The 18,921-nt window shown below is 64.3% G+C and carries 17 protein-coding genes and 1 riboswitch; of the genes, 11 read left to right on the top strand and 6 right to left on the bottom strand.

Features of this window, described 5'->3' with window-relative positions:
* Positions 1-73 precede the first annotated feature (73 nt).
* The 4 genes from CHB86_RS19415 to CHB86_RS19400 all read right to left on the bottom strand — a co-directional run bounded on the left by CHB86_RS19415 (position 74) and on the right by CHB86_RS19400 (position 4,523).
* On the bottom strand, positions 74-775 hold the full coding sequence (locus tag CHB86_RS19415) for a thiamine ABC transporter ATP-binding protein (RefSeq protein ID WP_089234772.1): 702 nt from the start codon (positions 773-775) through the stop codon (positions 74-76).
* Positions 762-2,270 carry an ABC transporter permease subunit gene (locus tag CHB86_RS19410; RefSeq protein WP_089234771.1) on the bottom strand — a complete coding sequence of 503 codons (1,509 nt, stop codon included), beginning with the start codon at positions 2,268-2,270 and terminating at the stop codon, positions 762-764. Before CHB86_RS19410 ends, CHB86_RS19415 begins: the two co-directional genes overlap by 14 nt.
* On the bottom strand, positions 2,246-3,226 hold the full coding sequence (locus tag CHB86_RS19405; RefSeq protein WP_089234770.1) for a thiamine ABC transporter substrate-binding protein: 981 nt from the start codon (positions 3,224-3,226) through the stop codon (positions 2,246-2,248). The genes CHB86_RS19410 and CHB86_RS19405 overlap by 25 nt, the downstream gene beginning before the upstream one ends.
* Before the next feature lie 36 nt (positions 3,227-3,262).
* A riboswitch (TPP riboswitch) is annotated at positions 3,263-3,360 on the bottom strand.
* Positions 3,361-3,416: 56 nt separating this feature from the next.
* Complete coding sequence (locus CHB86_RS19400; protein WP_089234769.1) at positions 3,417-4,523, bottom strand: ATP-binding protein; 1,107 nt, start codon at positions 4,521-4,523, stop codon at positions 3,417-3,419.
* Between the two features lie 331 nt (positions 4,524-4,854).
* Between CHB86_RS19400 and CHB86_RS19395 the strand changes: the two genes are divergently transcribed.
* From CHB86_RS19395 to CHB86_RS24305, 10 genes are all read left to right on the top strand, one after another.
* Positions 4,855-5,871, top strand: a complete 1,017-nt coding sequence (locus tag CHB86_RS19395) for an ABC transporter substrate-binding protein (protein WP_089234768.1) — start codon at positions 4,855-4,857, stop codon at positions 5,869-5,871.
* A gap of 65 nt (positions 5,872-5,936) precedes the next feature.
* Positions 5,937-6,764 carry an ABC transporter permease gene (locus CHB86_RS19390; protein WP_089234767.1) on the top strand — a complete coding sequence of 276 codons (828 nt, stop codon included), beginning with the start codon at positions 5,937-5,939 and terminating at the stop codon, positions 6,762-6,764.
* 4 nt (positions 6,765-6,768) lie between these two features.
* Positions 6,769-7,557: an ABC transporter permease gene (locus CHB86_RS19385; protein WP_089234766.1), complete on the top strand. Its 789-nt coding sequence runs from the start codon at positions 6,769-6,771 to the stop codon at positions 7,555-7,557.
* Positions 7,554-8,615, top strand: coding sequence for an ABC transporter ATP-binding protein (locus CHB86_RS19380; RefSeq protein WP_089234765.1), 1,062 nt, complete (start codon positions 7,554-7,556; stop codon positions 8,613-8,615). Before CHB86_RS19385 ends, CHB86_RS19380 begins: the two co-directional genes overlap by 4 nt.
* A complete protein-coding gene (locus CHB86_RS19375; RefSeq protein ID WP_089234764.1) occupies positions 8,612-9,937 on the top strand; it encodes an amidohydrolase family protein in 1,326 nt (441 codons plus the stop codon). Before CHB86_RS19380 ends, CHB86_RS19375 begins: the two co-directional genes overlap by 4 nt.
* On the top strand, positions 9,934-11,304 hold the full coding sequence (locus tag CHB86_RS19370; protein ID WP_089234763.1) for a M20/M25/M40 family metallo-hydrolase: 1,371 nt from the start codon (positions 9,934-9,936) through the stop codon (positions 11,302-11,304). Before CHB86_RS19375 ends, CHB86_RS19370 begins: the two co-directional genes overlap by 4 nt.
* Positions 11,301-12,182 carry a nucleoside hydrolase gene (locus CHB86_RS19365; RefSeq protein WP_089234762.1) on the top strand — a complete coding sequence of 294 codons (882 nt, stop codon included), beginning with the start codon at positions 11,301-11,303 and terminating at the stop codon, positions 12,180-12,182. The genes CHB86_RS19370 and CHB86_RS19365 overlap by 4 nt, the downstream gene beginning before the upstream one ends.
* 276 nt (positions 12,183-12,458) lie before the next feature.
* The gene (locus tag CHB86_RS24310) at positions 12,459-12,701 is read left to right on the top strand and encodes a hypothetical protein (protein ID WP_141134938.1); all 243 of its coding nucleotides are present in this window, start codon (positions 12,459-12,461) and stop codon (positions 12,699-12,701) included.
* Between the two features lie 491 nt (positions 12,702-13,192).
* Entirely contained in the window at positions 13,193-15,784 is a 2,592-nt protein-coding gene (locus CHB86_RS19355; protein WP_089234760.1) for a calcium-binding protein, read from the top strand.
* A gap of 564 nt (positions 15,785-16,348) precedes the next feature.
* On the top strand, positions 16,349-16,705 hold the full coding sequence (locus CHB86_RS24305) for a hypothetical protein (protein WP_141134937.1): 357 nt from the start codon (positions 16,349-16,351) through the stop codon (positions 16,703-16,705).
* 312 nt (positions 16,706-17,017) lie between these two features.
* Here the strand turns inward: CHB86_RS24305 and CHB86_RS19350 are convergent, their stop codons facing one another.
* A complete protein-coding gene (locus tag CHB86_RS19350; protein ID WP_089234759.1) occupies positions 17,018-17,452 on the bottom strand; it encodes a hypothetical protein in 435 nt (144 codons plus the stop codon).
* 178 nt (positions 17,453-17,630) lie between these two features.
* Here CHB86_RS19350 and CHB86_RS19345 point away from each other — a divergent pair, with 178 nt between their 5' ends.
* Positions 17,631-18,350, top strand: coding sequence for a methyltransferase family protein (locus CHB86_RS19345; RefSeq protein WP_089234932.1), 720 nt, complete (start codon positions 17,631-17,633; stop codon positions 18,348-18,350).
* Positions 18,351-18,504: 154 nt separating this feature from the next.
* On the opposite strand, the gene CHB86_RS19340 is transcribed toward CHB86_RS19345, so the two are convergent.
* Positions 18,505-18,921, bottom strand: a 417-nt coding sequence (locus CHB86_RS19340; protein ID WP_141134936.1) for an integrase core domain-containing protein, incomplete at its 5' end; no start/stop codon positions are given.

The following is an 18,921-nucleotide window of genomic DNA, read 5'->3' as shown; positions in this document are numbered from 1 at the left end:
GCAGTCGCGTCAAGAAGGGCGCTGCTGTCACATTGGTCTTGCAACGCCAATGCCAGGCGGGAGTCCGCCGGCGCTATGGCGTGCCATCGATGCCGAGATAGCTGGCCAGCGATGGTGGCGGGGAGCGCATGAGTTCGGCTGTCGGTTCGGGGGGTGTCACCGCGCCATCCGCGACAACCGCAGCCTCGTTGGCGATCCGGGCGGCGTCCTGAGGGTCGTGGGAGACCATGATCACCTGCAGGCCATTCTCGGCGGCGACCTCGGCCACAAGGTCGAGCATCTCGAACTTGAGGGCGGGGCCAAGCGCCGCGAACGGTTCGTCGAGCAGCATCAGCGGGCGGGCTTGCAGCAGCACGCGCGCCAGCGCCACGCGGCTCTGCTGACCCCCGGAGAGTTCGGAAGGTTTCCTGTTCTCGTACCCGGGCAGGCCGACGCGGGCGAGCGCCTCGGCGGTCCGGTCGCGCGCCTCGCGCGTCGGGCTCCCGCGGGTCAACGCGAGCGCGAGGTTCCGGGTCACGTCGAGATGGGGAAAAAGGTTGTTGTCCTGAAAGAGCATCGCCACCGGGCGTTCCATCGGGGCGCGCGGCGTGATCTCTTCGCCGCGCCAGATCACGCGCCCGGCGGTCGGGGGCGTGAAGCCGGCAATGGTGTTCAGCAGGGTCGACTTGCCGGCGCCCGACGGGCCGAGGAGCGCGGTAATCGGTGCGGTGATGGTGATGTCGGCCGAGAGTTCGAAGTCACCCTGTACAAGTCTCAGGCGCTCAAGCTGCAGCATGCAGGCGACCTCCCCGGTCGAAGACCCAGAACAGCCCGAGGCTGAGGGCCAGCAGTAGCAGCGCCGCGGCCCGCGCGCTCTCCATCTGGTAGCTGCCCATCAGGCGATAGATCTGCAGGGGCAGGGTTGCGTTGTCGCCATCGGCAAAGAGCGTGATCACCCCGAGGTCGCCCATGGAGAGCGCCGCCGTCAGGCCGGCGGCGAAGCCGAGGGGACGGCGCAGGCGCGGCAGGTAGACGATGCGCCAGAGGTGCCAGCCGCTCAGGCCAAGCGAGGCGGCGAGGCGCGCGTAGTCGCGGCGCGCACCCTCCAGCCCCGGCCTCAGGATCCGGATGACGAAGGGCAGCGCCATGAGCGCATTGACCAGCATCGTCACCGGCAGGGCGGCGTCCCCGGGGCGGATGACGGGTTGCAGAAGCAGGAAGTACCCCGTGCCCAGTACCAGTCCGGAGACGGAGATGCCCATGAGTGCCGCCGTTTCCCCCGCGCCGGTCAGCAACGGCAGCGCCAGTGCGAGGGTCAGTGCCGTCGCCCCAAGGGCGAGCGCGAGCGACCGGGCGGCTGCGGCCCAGACCTCGGGTGGCATTTTTGCGAGGCCGGGCAGGCCGGCGAGAGCGACGGAGAGAAGCGGCAGCAGCAGGAAACCCGCCGCCAGCGCGATCCAGAGGCTGTCGGCCAGACGGGCCGCGACGCCGGTTCCGTCCCAGCGGTCGATCTGCCGGTCGAGGCCCACGCCGAAGCCGCCTTTCGGAGCGACGCGCAGGGCGAAGGCGCCCGCGGCCAGCCCGAGAGCCAGTTGCAGCGCGGCGAGGGTCGCAGCCTTGCCGAGATCGAAATCGAAGCGGAACGCCTGGTAGATGGCGAGTTCCACGGTGGTCGCGCGCGGCCCGCCGCCGAGCGTCAGCGCCACGGCGAAGGAGCCGAGACAGATCACGAAGATGACCGTGAAAGCCCCGGGGCAGATGCGGCGCAGCATCGGCCATTCCAGCACCCGCCAGACCGGCGCGCCGAGCGAGGCCGCGAGCCGGAAGCGTTCGGCCGGGATGTCCTGCCAGCCCTGGAGCAACAGGCGCACCGCCAGCGGCAGGTTGAAGAAGACATGGGCGATGATCACGCCGTGATATCCGTAGATATCGAGCCTCGGAAGGCCGAGTGGCGCGCCGATCTGGTTGATCAGCCCGCGTCCGCCGAAGACGGCCAGCAAACCGAGGATCGCCACGATGACCGGCAGGATGAAGGGCGCGCCCATCAGCGCGATCAGCGCAACGCGCCCGGGAAAGCTGCGGCGGGAGAGCGCCCGCGCCACCGGCACGGCCAGCGCGACCGAGAGCCCGGCGGAGACCGCCGCCTGCCAGAGCGTGAAACGCAGCGCCGCCCAGTCGGCCGGCCCGAGCGTTCCCGGGCCGCCCCCGCGCCAGAGCACCGCGGCCACGGGGAGGAGGACCATCCCCGCAACCAGCGTTGCGGTGGTTATTGCGACAGCGCGCTGCGCCATGCCTCGATGGCCTCATCCCGCATCGCCGCGGCTTCATCCTCGCTGTAGAACAGCACCTTTTCGGGGACCGGCAGGTCCTGGAACCCGTCCGGCCAGGCGTCCTTGGGGAGTGCCGCCGGGAAGGACCAGTTGGAGGTCGGGATCATGGACTGGAACTCCTCGGTGAGGATGAACGCCATGAACTGGTCCGCGAGGTCGGGATTGTCTGTCCCGGCCAGTTTCGCGGCCAGTTCGACCATGAAGTAATGTCCTTCCTCGAAGATCGCCGCCGACTTGGTCAGGTCTTCCTCTGCGATGATGTGATAGGCCGGCGAGGTCGTATAGCTCAGCACCATGTCGGCCTCACCATCGGTGAACATGCCGTAGCTCTCGGACCAGCCCTTGGTGACGGTCACGATCTTCGGCGCGAGCTTGGCCCAGGCGTCAGCGGCCTCGTCGCCGTAGACGTGGTTCACCCAGAGCACCAGCGCGAGGCCCGAGATCGAGCTGCGCGGGTCCTGGATCACCAGCCGCAGGTCGTCCGGTGCCTCCAGCAGCGCGTCGAAGCTGGTGAGCGGCTCGGTGATCTTCGTATTGTCGTAGATGAAGGCCGTGTGGGCGTAGTTGAACGGAAGGAAGGTGTCGTCCGACCAGTCGACGGGCAAGGTCAGAGCAGACGTGTCGAGCCCATGCGGTGCGAAGAGCCCGCTTTCGCGCGCCTTCTTTGTGATGTCGGAGTTGAAGCCGATGGCCACGTCGGCCTCGGTCTTCTCGCCTTCGAGCAGCAGGCGGGGCAGCAGTTCACCTGTCTTGTAGACCAGGTCGCAGCCGCAGCGTTCCTCGAAGGCCGTCTCGATGCCGGGGCCGGGGCCCCATTCGGAGGCGAAGTAGTCGGGTGCGTAGACGGTAAGTGTGGGCGTCTCGGCCACCGCGGAGGTGGCGAATATCAGGCCCGCAACAAGAGGATATGCCTTCATGGCAGACTCCTTGGGTTGTGGGCGGAGTCTGGACGGCTTGGGAGTGTCGACCTTTCCTCCGCCGGTTCTAACCGGTTCAGGTTCAACGGGTTCGCGTGCGCATCTCAGCTCTCAGAGCACCCCGAGGTGGGATCGAAGTAGTGCACCCGGGCCAATCAAACAAGGGTGAATCCTGCCCGCCGCTTCACAGCTATCCCCGCAGGGCCTGGGCGACTTCGGCGCTTTCGAGCACGTAGCGGCCGAAACCGGGGCGCCAGACCAGCCCCTTGTCCCGCAGCGCGTTCAGGGCCTTCTGGACCGCCCCCTTGCTTGGTGCCTTGCCCTGCGCACCCAGTCGTTTCCGCGTCGCTTCGGTAAATGGGGCGAATTCGATGCCGTCCTCTGCCATCCGTCGCAGGAGGGCCTGTTGCAGGTCGGAAAGTGTCGAGATCTCCGAGAGCAGCTGTTCCCGCGCCGCGTCGATGCTCGCGTCCACGAGCTTGTTCAGCGCCGCCTCGCCGAACTCGGTTCCGAGGATCATCTCCCTCAGGCAGGCATTCAGCCGCTCCGGACGACGGCCAAGCCGGTCGAAGGCCGCTTCGACAAGATCGGGGTCGAGCTTTGCATTGTCCGCCAGCCGTGCGTTGAGATGCCCGGTGAGCGCCGCCGTGTATTCCCTGCCGAGCGGCGGAAAGTCCCTGACGCTCGCGCCGAAGAACGGCGCCTGGTGATCGTGGACCAGCGCGGCAAGCTTGTCCCGGTGTGATCCGGTCATGACGAGGTAGAGCTTCCCCTCCAGATCGGACTGGTTGACCGCGTCCCGGGCGGCCTTCAGTGCGAACATGGCGTTCTTGCCGGTCTCGGAGATCAGGCTGTGCTGGGCCTCGTCGACGATCATCACCACATCCTTGCCGGTCGCCTTGACGAGAAGGAGCAGCGCATCCGGAATCGTTCCTTCCCACGTGCCGGCGGATTTGAGTTCGACGCGGAAACCGAGCGCGCCGACGCCGGAAAAGGGGACGTTCCTGCGCAGTTTCGCGATCGGCCCGTCGCTCTCTTCGAGGGCCCGGGCGATGCAGGTGACAATGAGCTTGCCGGGATCCACCTCCCTGTCGGCCCAGAGGTCGACATAGAGGACGATGCGCCCCTGTTCCTGCAGGAGCGGCATGAGATCCCGCCTCAGGAACGTGCTCTTGCCGGTGCGACGCGGCGCGGCGAGGAAAAGCCCGGCGATTTCGCCGAAAAGCGGGTCGGGCGTCAGCAGGTCTGCTATCCGCGCGGCCTCCTCGGGGCGGGGAACGAACAGGGAGGTCGCCATGGGGTGCTCCTGAGTGTCGATCTGAAGCGTGCGGTATACCTTATGCAGATACTTTGGGGTACTCCGAGGATAATGCAAGCCCGGATACGCATTTACGCTCGATGCCATCGCGTTTTCAGGCACCCGGACGAGGCCGCTCCCGGTCGCCCATTCGGCGGGCGGCGGGAAGGTCGGGCATTCATCGATTGCCTCCGCGATAGGCATGTTCGAGCAAATTGCAGCAGATATTTCCCAATGGCCGAAATAATGGGCAGGCTCGCTTGCAACGAGGGGGGATTCCGGTATGGCGCTTCACCTCGGGATGTCCCCACGGAATGAGAAGGATCATGCGATGAAGATTGTGTTTGCGACAGCTGCGAGCATCGCCGCGATGGCGGCCGGTGCCGGACACGCCGAGACGTTCACCATTTCGTGGTGGGGCTACAACGGCGAAAAGCTCCAGGCGAACATCGTCGAGCCGTTCCAGGAGATCTGCGGCTGCGAGGTCGTGTTCGAGACCGGCAACAACGCTGACCGCCTCGGCAAGCTGCAGGCGCGCGGCGGCCGCGGTGTCGACGTGATCTACCTGACCGACAGCTATTCGCAGATCGGCATCGAGGCGGGCACCTTCCAGGAAATCGATCGCTCGCGCATCCCGAACATCGAGAAGCTCTACGACATCGCGCAGGACCCGCAGGGCGGCTATGGCCCGGCCTATGCCGTCGGCCGCGCCGGCATCGTCTACAACGCCGACACCGTCGAGCCGATCACCTCGTGGAACGACCTCTGGCGCGAGGACCTGGCCGGGGCAGTGACCCTGCCGGGCATCACCACGACCGCCGGGCCGATGGTCGTCGTGCAGGCGGGCAAATACGCCGGTGTCGACGCCTACGAGGACACCGACGCCGCCTTCGAAGCCATCGCCGCGCTGGAGCCGAACTCGGTCAAGAACTACAACACCGGGTCCGAGATGGTGAACCTGATCTCGACCGGCGAAGCCTCGGTCGCGATCGCGCAGGACTTCACGCTGGCCTCCCTGAAAGAGGCCGTGCCGTCGATGACCTGGGCCGAGCTCGAGGACGGCGACATTGCTACCCTGAACACGATCAACATCCCCACCGGGGCCGAGAACGTGGACCTGGCCTACGAGTTCATCAACTTCGTGCTCTCCACCGAAGTCCAGCACGCCAACGGCGCGCAGGGCGTCGACGCCCCGGTGAACGCCGAGGTCGAGCTGACCCCGGAGCAGGCCTCGGTCTGGACCTATGGCGCCGAGGCCATCGCCAAGCTGAACCGCATGGACTACGCCAAGATGAACGCGGCCAAGATCGACTGGATCGACCGCTGGAACGAGGTCTTCGGCCTCTGATCCGGGCCTTTGCCTGACGGGCGGGGCGCCGCGCGCGCCCTGCCATCCCCATTCAAGGAAACAGAATGTCTACCCGCCTGCGCGCCTGGCTGTTCGTGGCACCGGCTACTTTGCTGGTCTTCGTGTTCCTCGGACTTCCGGTGCTGGCGACGTTCCTGACGACCTTCGGCGATCCGAAGGGGCCGTTCTCGACATACGCCGCCTTCTTCAATTCCAAGTTCCGCATGACCGTGCTCTGGCGCACCATGGAGGTCGCGCTGATCACCACCATCATCTCGGTCGCGATCGGCTTCGTCACCGCCTGGGTCGTTGCCCGTGCGCCGTCGCGCCTGAAAAGCCTGCTGATCATCGCTGCGGTCTTTCCGCTGCTGACCGGCGTGGTCGTGCGTTCATTCGCCTGGCTGGTCATCCTCGGCAAGAACGGCATCCTCAACAGCTTCCTGCTCAAGATCGGCGTCATCTCCGAGCCGCTATCGATGCTCTACACTCAAGGTTCGGTCATCGTCGCGATGGTCTACCTGTTCGTGCCGCTGATGATCCTGACGCTGGTGGGCGTGCTGGAGGGCATTCCGCAGGACATGACGGACGCCGCCGCATCGCTTGGCGCGACACCCGCGGCGACCTTCCGGCAGGTGGTGCTGCCGATGGCGGTGCCGGGGCTGATCGTCGGCTCAGTGCTGGTCTTCACCGGCTCCTTCACCTCCTACGCGACGCCGCAACTGCTGGGCGGCGAACGGCAGATGATGATGGGCACGTTCCTTTATCAGCGGGCGATGGTCACCTTCGACTGGGTCGGGGCCTCGACCATCGCGGCAGTGATGGTGGTAGTGACGTTGACCACGGTGCTGGTGATGTCCAAGGTCGCCCGCAAGCTGAACCCGGTGGCGGGCTGACGACATGAAACACCGCATTCACCCGCTTCTGATCGCCGCCACAGTCGTCACCTTCCTGTTCCTGTTGGGGCCGCTGGTGGTCATCATCGGCGCGGCCCTGTCGGACACGAGCTTCCTGACCTTTCCGCCGCAGGGCCTGACCCTGCGCTGGTTCAGCAACATCTTCGAGATCTCGGCCTTCACCCGCACGATGGGCACCTCGTTCATGCTGGCCGTCGGCGGCACCACGCTGTCGATGCTGATCGGCATCCCGGCGGCCTATGCAATGGCGCGCTACCGGGTCGAGTTGCCGGCCTTCCTCGGCAACGTCTTTGTGCTGCCGATCCTGATCCCCGAGATCGTGCTGGGCTTCTCGCTGATGAAGTCGTTGGCTGCGGGCATCGGCCTGCCGATCATGGCGGCACTGCTGATCGGCCATGCGCTGCTGGTGCTGCCCTACACGGTGCGCGTGGTCGGCGCGTCGCTCAACAGCTTCGATTTCTCGATCGAGGAGGCCGCCGTGTCGCTGGGATGCCCCCGGCTCAAGGCGTTTTTCATCGTCGTGCTGCCGAACATCCGCGCGGGCATCATCGCCGGCTTCATCCTCGCCTTCATCACTTCGCTCAACGACGTGTCGATTTCGATCTTCCTGACCGGACCCGGCGTCTCGACCCTTCCGATCCAGCTCCTGGCCCACATGGAGCAGTTCTTCGACCCGACCATCGCGTCGGTGTCGGTTCTGCTGATGGGCGTGACCGTGGCCGTCATGGCGGTGGTCGAGCGGACCCTTGGACTGACATTCCTGACAAAATGACCCAATCCCTGACGCTTGAGAACATCACGGCCCACTACGGCACCACCAAGGTGCTGGAGGACCTGTCGCTGCACATCGCCGAGGGCGAGCTGGTGTCGCTGCTGGGCTCTTCCGGCTGCGGCAAGACCACCACGCTGCGCCTTGTCGCCGGTTTCCTGGAGCCCACCTCGGGCGCGATCCGCCTCGGCGCGCGCGACCTGACCCGGCTGCCTGCCCATTCCCGCGACATCGGCCTCGTCTTCCAGACCTATGCGCTGTTCCCGCACCTGACCGTGCGCGACAACGTCGGCTTCGGCCTGAAACAGCGAAAGATCGGCGGTGCCGAGCGCACCCGCCGCGTCGACGAGATGATCGAACGTGTCGGCCTCGGCGCGCTGGCAGACCGGCACCCGGCGAACCTGTCGGGCGGCCAGCGGCAGCGCGTGGCATTGGCACGTGCGCTGGTCATCGATCCGCCGCTGCTGATGTTCGACGAGCCGCTGTCCAACCTCGACGCCAAGTTGCGTGTCGACATGCGGGTCGAGATCCGGCGGCTTCAGCAGGCGAACGGCACCACCGCGCTCTACGTCACGCACGACCAGGAAGAGGCGTTCTCGATCTCGGACCGGGTGGCGATCATGAAGGGCGGGCGGATCATGCAGCTCGATACACCCGAGGTGCTGTACTCCAGGCCCGCCAACGCTTTCGTTGCGGATTTCGTCGGTTTCGACAACATGGTCGACATGCGGGTGATTTCGGACATGGGCGAAAGCGTCACGGCGGAGATGGACGGCGGGGCGCAGATCGTGCTGCCCAAGAGCCAGTTCACCGTGCCGGGCAAGAAGTTCATCTTTGCCGCGCGCCCCGATGGGCTGCTGGTCAGCGCCGCGCCCGGGGCCGAGGGCATTCCGGCGACGTTGGGTCTGCGCACGTATATCGGCCGCGCCTATCAGTACACCTGCGAAACACCGGGCGGCAGCGTTGCGGCCAACGGCCCGCTGAGCGCGCCATTGGAGAGCGGCGCCAACGTCACCCTCGTCCCGCAACCCGAGCAGTGCTGCCTGCTGCCAGCGGAATGACGGTCCTGGCGAATGCCCGCGTCCTGACCATGGACGCGCAGATGACCGAGTTCGAGCGCGGCTGGATCGCGCTCGACGGCGACCGGATCGCGTCGCTCGGGGCAGGGGACCCGCCCGAGGGCCTGGGCGCGGTGCAGGACATGGGTGGCGATCTGGTCATGCCCGGCATGGTCAACCCGCACTGCCACATGCCGATGACCCTGTTCCGCGGACTGGGCGAGGACGTGGACGACCGCCTCTTCCGCTACATCCTGCCGCTGGAACGGGCGCTGGTCTCCGCCGAGGTGGTCGAAATCGGGGCGGAACTGGCGGCGCTGGAGCTGATCCGGGGTGGCGTCACCACCGTCGCGGACATGTATTATTTCGAGGACCGGATCGGCACGGTGCTGGACCGCGCCGGCCTGCGCGGCGTCGTCGGGCAGACGCTTGCCGATTTCGCTGCCCCCGATCACGCGACGATGGACGAGGGCTTCGCGCGGCTCGACGCGCTGGCGGATCTTTATCGGGATCACCCGCGCATCACCGCCTCGGCCGCGCCGCACGCGCCCTATTCCACGGGGCTCGAGGTCATGGCCCGGGTCGCGAGATGGTCTGCCGATCATCCCGGCCTGCCGGTGCAGATGCACCTGGCCGAGACCGAGCCCGAGCTCGAATGGGCGCATAAGGCCCACGGTTGCACCACGGTTGAAGTGACCGACCGCGCCGGCCTGCTGACCCCGGCGCTGGTCGCGGCCCATTGCATGTACCCCACCGAGGCCGACATGGACCTGATGGCAGAACGCGGCGTCCATGTCGCCTACAACGCCCGGTCGAACGGCAAGGCGGGGCGCGGCATCGCGCCGATCACCGATCTGCGCGTGCGCGGCATCAACGTCGGTATCGCCACCGACGGACCGATGTCCGGCAACACGCTGGACCTCTTCAGCCAGTTCGGACCGGCCGCGATGTTCCAGAAGATCGCCGGCCGCTCGCGCGGCATCCTGCCCTGCACCGAGGTGCTCCGCATGGCGACCATCGAAGGCGCGGCGACGCTCGGCATGGCCGACCGGATCGGTTCGCTCGAGGCCGGAAAGCAGGCGGACCTGATCCGCATTTCGCTTGAGGACCCGCGCCTCCACCCGATCTACGACATCTATTCGATGCTGACTTTCGCCACCCTGCCGACCGACGTGCGCGGCACGATGGTGGCGGGGCAATGGCTGATGCAGGACCGCCAGGTCTCGACCCTCGACGCGGACAAGGCACTTGCCGACGCGCTTCAGGTGGCAAGCCGTTTCAAGGCCCGCATCGTAGAAATCGACAGGACCGCAAAGACCCGATGACCGACACACTCACCCATATCGACGCCACGATGGACGACCGTCTTGCGCGGCTGTTCGACTTCATCCGCATCCCTTCTGTCTCGACCGACCCGGCCCATGCGCCCGACGTCGCCCGCGCTGCCAAGTGGCTGGCGCAGACGTTGCGCGACATGGGGGCGGAGGCGAAGGTTCACCCGACCACCGGCCATCCGATGGTGGTCGGCCATCTCGACGGCCCGGCGGACGCGCCGCATGTGCTGTTCTACGGGCATTACGACGTGCAGCCGCCCGATCCTCTGGACCTGTGGAACACCGAGCCCTTCGAGCCGGTGCTGGTCCCGGTCGACGGCGACACCCATATCGTCGGGCGCGGCGCCTCTGACGACAAGGGCGCGCTGATGACCTTTGTCGAGGCCTGCCGCGCTCTGATCGAGACCAGGGGGAGACTGCCGATCCGCGTCAGCTTCCTGTTCGAGGGAGAGGAGGAAAGCGGCTCGGCCTCGCTGCCCGGATTCCTCGAAAACGCGGCGGAGGAACTGGCCTGCGACGTGGTCCTCGTCTGCGACACCGACATGTGGGACCGCGAGACGCCCGCCGTCACCACCATGCTGCGCGGGCTGGTCGGGCAGCAGATGACGATCACCGCCGGGGACCGCGACCTGCATTCCGGCATGTTCGGCAATGCCGCCGCGAACGCGCTCGGGGTCATGTCGACGGTGCTCGCCTCGCTGCGCGACGCGCAGGGCGGGGTCGCCATCGAGGGGTTCTACGACGGCGTGGCCGAACTGCCGGAAGCGACCGCCGCCGAATGGGCCGCTCTGCCTTTCGACGAGGCCGGGTTTCTCGGGAATGTCGGCCTGAGTGTGCCTGCGGGCGAGCAGGGGCGTCCGGTGCTCCACCAGGTCTGGGCGCGGCCCTCCTGCGAGATCCACGGTGTCTGGGGCGGCTATACCGATCCGGGCTTCAAGACCGTGATCCCCTGCCAGGCCCATGCAAAGCTGTCGTTCCGGCTGGTCGCGGGGCAGGACCCCGCGCAGATCCGCGACGCCTTCCAGGCCCATGTCCGCGCGCACCTGCCCGCCGATTGCAGCGTCAGATTCACCGATCACGGCCTTTCGCCTGCCTGGGCGATGGATGCTGCCAACCCGTTCCTCGCGCCGACGCTTGAAGCGCTGGCGCAGGAATGGGGCCGCTCGACCACCTGCGGGACAGGCGGCACGATCCCGATCATCGGAGCCTTGCGCGAGAAACTGGGCGTCGATGCGCTGCTTGTGGGCTTCGCCCGCTTCGACAACCGCATTCACAGCCCGAACGAGAAATACGATCTGTCGAGCTTCCGGGGCGGCATGCGCTCCTGGGTGCGCATCATGGAGGGGCTGGGGCAATGACCATCATCATCGACACCGATCCGGGCATCGACGACGCGATCGCCATTCTCTACGCGCTGCAGCATCCCCGGCTCGAGGTCGCCGCGCTGACCACGGTGGCGGGCAACATCGGCCTTTCGGTGACCACCCGCAACGCCGGGCGCATCTGTGCGCTGGCCAGGGTTCCGACGTCGGTTTACGCAGGCGCCGCCGCGCCGCTTGGCAAGGAGCCGCGCCCCGAGACCGGCATTCATGGCAACGACGGCCTCGGCGGCGTGGAATTCCCGGAACCCGAGGCTGCCCCCGCGAGCGCGGATGCCGTCGCCGCGATGGTTGCGCTGCTCGAGGCGCATCCGCCGCAGACGGTCGACCTGCACTGTCTCGGTCCGCTGACCAACCTCGCGCTGCTGCTGGAGCGCGCACCCGAAGTGGCGCGCCGGATCCGCCGGGTGATCGCCATGGGCGGCGCGGTCGATGAGCCCGGCAATGTCGGCCCGAAGGCCGAGTTCAATATCGCCCACGACCCGCACGCCGCGGCCGCGGTGCTGGCAGCCGGTTTGCCGCTGACCCTGATCCCGCTGGATGCCACGCGCCAGTTGCGGGCCGACGCCGCCTATATCGCCGACCTTCGTGCAACCGGCCAGTCGCCGGCCATCGCCGCGGCGGCGCTGATCGAGGCCTATTTCGCCGCCACGAACGGTGCCGAGAGCCGCCCGCTCCACGACCCCTGCGTGCCCTTGCTGGCTGAGCACCCGGAGTTGTTCAGGATCGAGGAACGCAGCCTCGATGTGGAACTCGACACCGGCGCCCTGGTGCCCGGGCCGCACAGGCTGAACGTCGCGATGGGCCTGGACGCGGACGCCCTGCGGACTGCGCTGCTCGAGGGACTCGCGCGCTGAGCGCGTTCCCGTTCGACCCTCTCTGGGCTGTCTTTCATACAAGTGGCGCAGCCGGAGCTTGAGCAGCATCGCCGCCGCACGGGAGTCCGGCATGATGTCGGCAGGACGTCTCGCAAAGCCGCGATGGAGCACGTCCTCGCCCGGGCTGGCATCCAGCTGAGGTTTATCATGCGATTGGTATCTCTTGGTGCCGCAGCGGAAAGCGGGTCCAGTATGCCTGTCGCGGGATGCGGTATGCTGCGTCTCCGGAGGAGCGTGCCCGACCGGACCGAGCCAATGGGTCTGGTGGTTCAGGTTATGGCGTGCCACCTGCCGGTGCAGGTGCGCAAGCCGGCGTATTACATTCATGATATCCCGAAGGTGCCGCACCGGAAGGTGGGCGCGAAACGCCTGACGCGAGGCGCCGAATTAGACGTCCTTCAGGTGTTGCTTGGACCGATCATTCCGGTGAGCGTTTCCATGTGGTTTACGCAACGTGCCCTTCTTGGCCGGCAGCCGAGTCAAACATCACATCCATGATATCCCAAGGGTGGTGCTACAGTGCGCAGCTCGTCAAAGCCTGCCGCAGTCAGCTTGGCTCGGCCTTGTTCATGAAACGATCATCCCAAGCACGCCGACAGCTATTGCGCGCTGCGTGCTCCACTACGGCTGGAAGCTAGGGGGATGGGTATCGCGCGAGCGAGGTTGCGTAAGCTGTCCGGTTTCCTTTGGCGGGTCGGATAAACTCCAGTTGGCCCTCCAGTCCGAAAAATCAGAACGCAGCCGTTTGCTCGATGGTGGCGTCCCCAACCCAATTCGCTTTGAGCGACACCGGCTGGCATTGTCATCTGACCCGCATCAATGCCGGCAAGTCTCGTGTGTTGTATGCTGGTTAAATAGAGATCGAGGGTTCATGCGGCGGGGAAGCCCCCGGATGGAGATGGTGGTGACGCCAGCACCTTGTGATCGGGCCAGCCTCTCGGCGCGTGGAGCCTCGGTAGACCAACCGACACATCCAAGGGGGGACTACAATGGGCGAGAATCTTCCACGCATCATGAACCCGATGAACGCCGTAGAGATCGGCCCCATCTCCAGCACTGACTACAGGATCCAATGGGCCGGCCAGCGGGAAGGCTGGTTCAAGGTCGATCTGGAGTTGGGCAAGACCTACCAGCTCGACATCCGGTCAGAGGGCAAGCCACGTGCCAAGGGTCTGCCGGACCCGGCCGTCGAACTGCGGAGTTGGAACGGTGACATTCTGCGCACCGGCACGGTTCTGATCTCCGACGAGGACGGCGGGGCGGGCAACAATGCCGCTCTGTTCTTCCATAACGATCTCGAAGAGGGCACCTTCTACCTGAAGGTCTTTGATGAGAAGAAGGACTTTGGCCGCTTCAACATCCAGATGCGCGAGATCGACATCGCGCCGGGGCCGCCGGATGACCATGGTAAGACGCAGTCGCTGGCCTTGCCCGGTGTGCTGCATTCCGATGGCTGGGAGGGCATGCTGGCGCTTGCCTACAGCACAACGTCGGCGGTCTTCCCGATAGCCGAGTTCGCAAATGCACGTGACGCGATCCGATCATCCGTCGACTACCACGGCGATAAGGATGTCTTCGCGATCGCGCTTCAGGAAGGCGCAACGTACCGATTTACCGTGAACGCGCCCCGGAGCGGAATCGCTACCAGCCAGTTGACCCCCGAACTGACGGTGCTGTCGCCATCTGGTCAGGTGGTTGCAGCTAGCGACAACGCCAATGGCGACCAACGGGTGACGCTTGAATTCCAGGCGCAAGACACTGGCGATTTCCGGCTGCAGGTGCACGGCACCCTTCCCGAAGACACTCCGGTCGACACTCGCTTCTCGCGTTTCACCACCGGCGCCTACGTCCTGTCGGCGACCGGTCCACTTGAGATCCGCGACACGCGGGGCGTGGACAAGATCGTGGGCACGCCTGCGAACGAGATCCTCAAGGGCCTCGCTGGTGCCGACACGATCCGTGGGATGGGCGGGCTCGACGTCCTTCTCGGCGGTGACGGGAGGGACACGATCTACGGCGGAGCGCAGGCTGACTGGATCGACGGCGAGAGACACAATGACATGCTCTACGGCGGGGATGGCCAAGACAGGCTTCGCGGTGGAGACGGCGACGATACACTCTTCGGCAATCAGGGCAATGACACTCTCGAAGGAGAAGGCGGTGCCGATCGCGTCTACGCCGGCAGTGGAGACGACATGGTCCTTGGCGGTGACGAGAACGACTGGCTCAATGGCCAATGGGGCAATGATACGATCTACGGAAACCGCGGCGACGATCACATCATCGGCGAGGATGGACGCGATACGGTCTTCGCGGGCGGCGGCAATGACTATGTCTCTGGCGGAAACGGCAACGACTGGCTCAATGGCCAGTGGGGCAATGACGTGCTCGACGGCGACGGAGGCGATGACGTGCTCATTGGCGAAGACGGCGACGATGAACTCGACGGCAAGGCGGACAACGATTACCTCGACGGCGGTGCAGGACGTGATCTGTTGCGCGGCGCGGCGGGGGCTGACCAGCTCCACGGCGGAGATGATGGTGACCGTCTGGATGGTGGCGACGGTGACGACACGCTCTTCGGAAACCGTGGTCCGGACCAGATCGAAGGCGGGGAAGGTTCCGATACCGTTTTCGGCGGCGCGGACGACGATCTGATCTACGGTGGCGACGGCAACGATTGGCTCAACGGCCAATGGAGCAATGATACGATCTACGGCAACCGCGGAGACGATCACATCATCGGCGAGGATGGGCGCGACACCGTATTTGCCGGCGCGGGCAATGACTATGCCTCCGGAGGGAACGGCAACGACTGGCTCAACGGTCAATGGGGCAAAGACGTGCTCGATGGCGATGGCGGCGACGATGTCCTGATCGGTGAGGACGGCGACGACGAACTCGACGGCAAGGCAGACAACGACTACCTCGACGGCGGTGCGGGAAACGACCTGTTGCGGGGAGGTTCGGGCCACGACTTCATTGTCGGTCAGGCGGGGAACGACATGCTTGCGGGTCTATCCGACCACGATGTCCTTCGCGCTGGTGACGGCGACGACACGCTTGACGGCGACGACGGTGACGATGTGCTGATCGGTGATGCGGGGCGAGACACACTTACCGGCGGCAGCGGCAACGACCGGATGTTCGGCCAGGAAGACGGGGATCACCTGACCTTCGGTGGACAAGGGTCGGACATGGCCGTGGGTGGACTGGGCGACGACGTTTTTGTCTGGCGGCAATCCTCCGACCACGCGTCCGGCGTCACTGATTACATCGTTGGCGACGATTACCTGACGGCGATCGACGACAGTTTCGTCATCGGACCGAACGGCCCTTCGGGGGACTACGCAAATCAGACCTTCAACGGAGCCCTCGGGCTGGACACGGCGATCCTGTATGTCGCCGACGCGGCCACTGCCGCAGCGGTCGTGTCCCAGCTCGGAAGTGGCTACGTCGTGGATGCAATGAATACGCTGGCGGCGATCGACCTGAAGGTTGCGGAAGTCGAGCTGTTCGAAATCCGCATCGAGGGTCAGTCCGGAAACTACGATGTCCTGGACTTCACAGTGATCGCATGACGCGAAGAATCCGGGCCGGTGTCCCGGCGACAAGTTCCCTCACGGCACGCTGTAGGGGCCGGAGTCGACATAGTCCCAAAGGGCTTGCCTGGCCTGAGCAAGCAGATGCGGTGGATGGCACTGGCCGCGGCGCGCTGGTTGGCGGTGCGCCACGCGCGCGCCAACAGCTTCCAGCCGATCGAAGTGGCTGTGTAACAGCCGATGATCCGTGCGATCGTTGAGGCGAGCCGGTGAGTACGGGCAGCTTCGGCCTTGAGATGCTGACAGGTCCGACCCTCGCGATCGAAGGCCTTCGGCTCGACCGAATTATCCGCGGTGTCCTCTCGATCGGCAACCATGCCACTGAAGCGCGAACCAAGGCCTGTGTCGCGCCTGTTGGACGCACTTGATAGGTTTCAAGAGACGCTACAGGACGAAAAGCGTTGCGGGCGAGCCGCGCAGATAGCACCATGACCCCAACAAAACTTACTTGGGAAAGGTCGGTACAAGCCCCTCATCGCTCATTCGACCGCCAAGTTGCAGGAGTAGCAAGCGCGAACGAGACCTATCCGGGAGCTGATCAAGATGGTGACACAACTGTTTGCAAACGTTGGTTCGAGCGCGGCTCGTGTTCTCGGCTGCGGACTTGTTATCAGTTACTTGTTCGCCGCCGGTATCGCGCCCGCTGAGCCAAGTGCAAGCACGACCTGCAGTGCCAGAAATACCATCAGCGCCTACAACGATCTCCTCAACCTGTATGCAGAATCCGACGATCCTGACGAGCAAGCCGTGATCGAGCAGGCCGCAAACAACCTGAACACTTGCTGTAGTTCGCTGAATCACGGGCAGCAACAGAACAACTGCCTTTGCTCTCCAGGCCCTTACGACCTCGTCAGCCCTATTGCGACAAGCGGAAGCTGCAATAGGCCGTATGTGTATTGAGGATTGCGGATTTCTCATTTTTCGCAGTGCTGTGGCGGCTTCTTAATGCCATTGTGATTGATCGTGGAAGCTGCGGCTCGCGTCCCCCTAAGCATGTTGTTCAGGGGAGGGAAATATCGTTGGTGTTATACCATTGGGTTGATGGTTTCGGGCGCTGCAGGCGTCCTTTTCCTGGGTGATCTCTTTGGTCCGCAATGGCAGATTGCTGATTGGTCCTGCGAAGGAATTCCAAACCTTATGCGGCCATTAGTTCTCTCATACCTTCACGGCTGACGAGCCGCGCCCGGCCGAAGGGATAAAATTCGTGTAAAGTCATTTTCCGAGAAGCAGAAGGGCGAGGCCAAGAGCACCCCACCCTGCGATAAGGGGCAGCACAATCCAGTATTGCTCTTCTTTGGGCAAGTCCCAGCCAGCGGCGCCCCGAGCGGCCTTCACCGTCCAAAGACAGGCGGTCGGCCAATACACGGTTACCCCAAGAGCCGCACCGAGAGCAATTCCGGCCCATGACGATCCGATTAGGTGCCCGATCAGGCCCAAACCCAATACTGGCGTGTAGAAGACCAGATCAGCACCCGCATAGCCTTTGAAAAATGCTACGCCCACCTCGGTTATCCGGTCGGCCGGCTCCTGTGTCCCCATCTGAACCCCGAGTGAATAGTTCACCGCGGCGGTGCATTGTGCCACTGCGAGGTAGGCAAAGAGCAACCAACCCGGGGCTTGGATAAGCCAAAAAGCAGCAATCGACATGTTTGACCTCCGTCGCGAGTGAAGTCAGGGTAACATGATATCTGGCCGCAGCACGACATTGCGCGGTGAATGAAAAAGACCCGGCATGCGAATAGAGCGGACTCAGGCTGCCTCGACTGGCCGTTTGATGCTAATTTCAGGCAGGTGTATGCTCAAAGCTGACCTCCCGGGGTGTTACATGACATCGAAGAGTGGCCCAGAATGGCCAGTTCCAAAAGGATCGCTAGGTCAGTGGATCAAACTGGTGCTGGCGTATCTTCTCGTTCCACTGCTGTTATTGATATGCAGCGGCGACCCCGGTTGGTTGCAAGCGTGGTTCTTTGCCGTGCTCATTATCGGCTTTGGAATTGGCGGGCGCTTGTGGGCAGAGCAAAGGCATCCCGGATTGATTGCCGAAAGACAGAGCAGCGAAAATCTGCAGAATGCGAAATCGTGGGATAAGGTTCTTGCGCCACTATTGGCAGTGAGTATCAGCTATCCGATGGTTATCGTTGCCGGGCTGGACCATCGCCACTCATGGTCTCCGGACTTTCTGCCCTGGCTGAATCTCTTTGGTTTCATGTTGATAGCGCTTGGATACGCTTTCGCAGCCTGGGCAATCGAAGAGAATCGCTTTTTCTACAGCGTGGTAGTAATTCGGATCGATAGAGGGCACGTGGTGTGTGAAAGCGGTCCGTACCGGATTGTCCGTCATCCGGGCTACGCCGGAAATATCATTGCGCTGTTCGGTATCGTTCTGGCATTGGGCTCGTTGTGGACATTGCTACCTGCGACGGTAGCATTGGTCGTTTCAGTTTTGAGAACGGCTCTCGAAGATCGGACTTTGCAGGAGGAGTTGCCAGGCTATCGAGACTACGCGCTTCGCGTACGCTATCGGTTGGTGCCGGGCCTATATTGAAAGTGACGCAAAACGGGTGGGTTATTTGGGGCGAAATCGATAGAGCTTCGTTTCAATCCAGGGCGCCTATCGCTGATCCGACCCAGTGTTAGCCGACGGATTCTGATTGAGTTTATCCGCTAATCTGAATGGCCACTGACATGCCAGTGAACTTTCATCCAGCGGAAACCGGAGCCCTTTGGGTTGATACGCCGATTGGCGCAGGTGGAGCAACCGACAGGTGCGCGGAGGTTTCCTGTGACGCAGCGCGGCTGTTGGTTTCGGTTGACAGGTGCTCGGCGAACGTCTTCGGGGTCGGATAGTCGAGGGCGCAATTGAGCCTTTCTTCATTGTAATCTGCTGCCCAAGCCCGGATTGCGGAGCGGGCAAGGGCCATGTCGTGGAACATGGTCTCGTTCAAAAGCTCATAGCGCATGCGGCCATTGAGGCTTTCTAAGATGCCGTTCTGCATCGGTTTGCCCAGAGCGATGTGATGCTGAGAACGGCGGTGAGAAAGTCGGCCACGGTAGCGGCGGGATGACCCTGCTGCGGGCGGCGTAAAAGTCGTCCACCTTTGCCCTTCTTGATTTGA

Source organism: Tropicimonas sediminicola (genome assembly GCF_900188335.1).
In the GTDB taxonomy this organism is placed as follows: Bacteria; Pseudomonadota; Alphaproteobacteria; order Rhodobacterales; family Rhodobacteraceae; genus Tropicimonas; species Tropicimonas sediminicola.
This window is presented reverse-complemented; position numbering and strand designations above follow the sequence as displayed.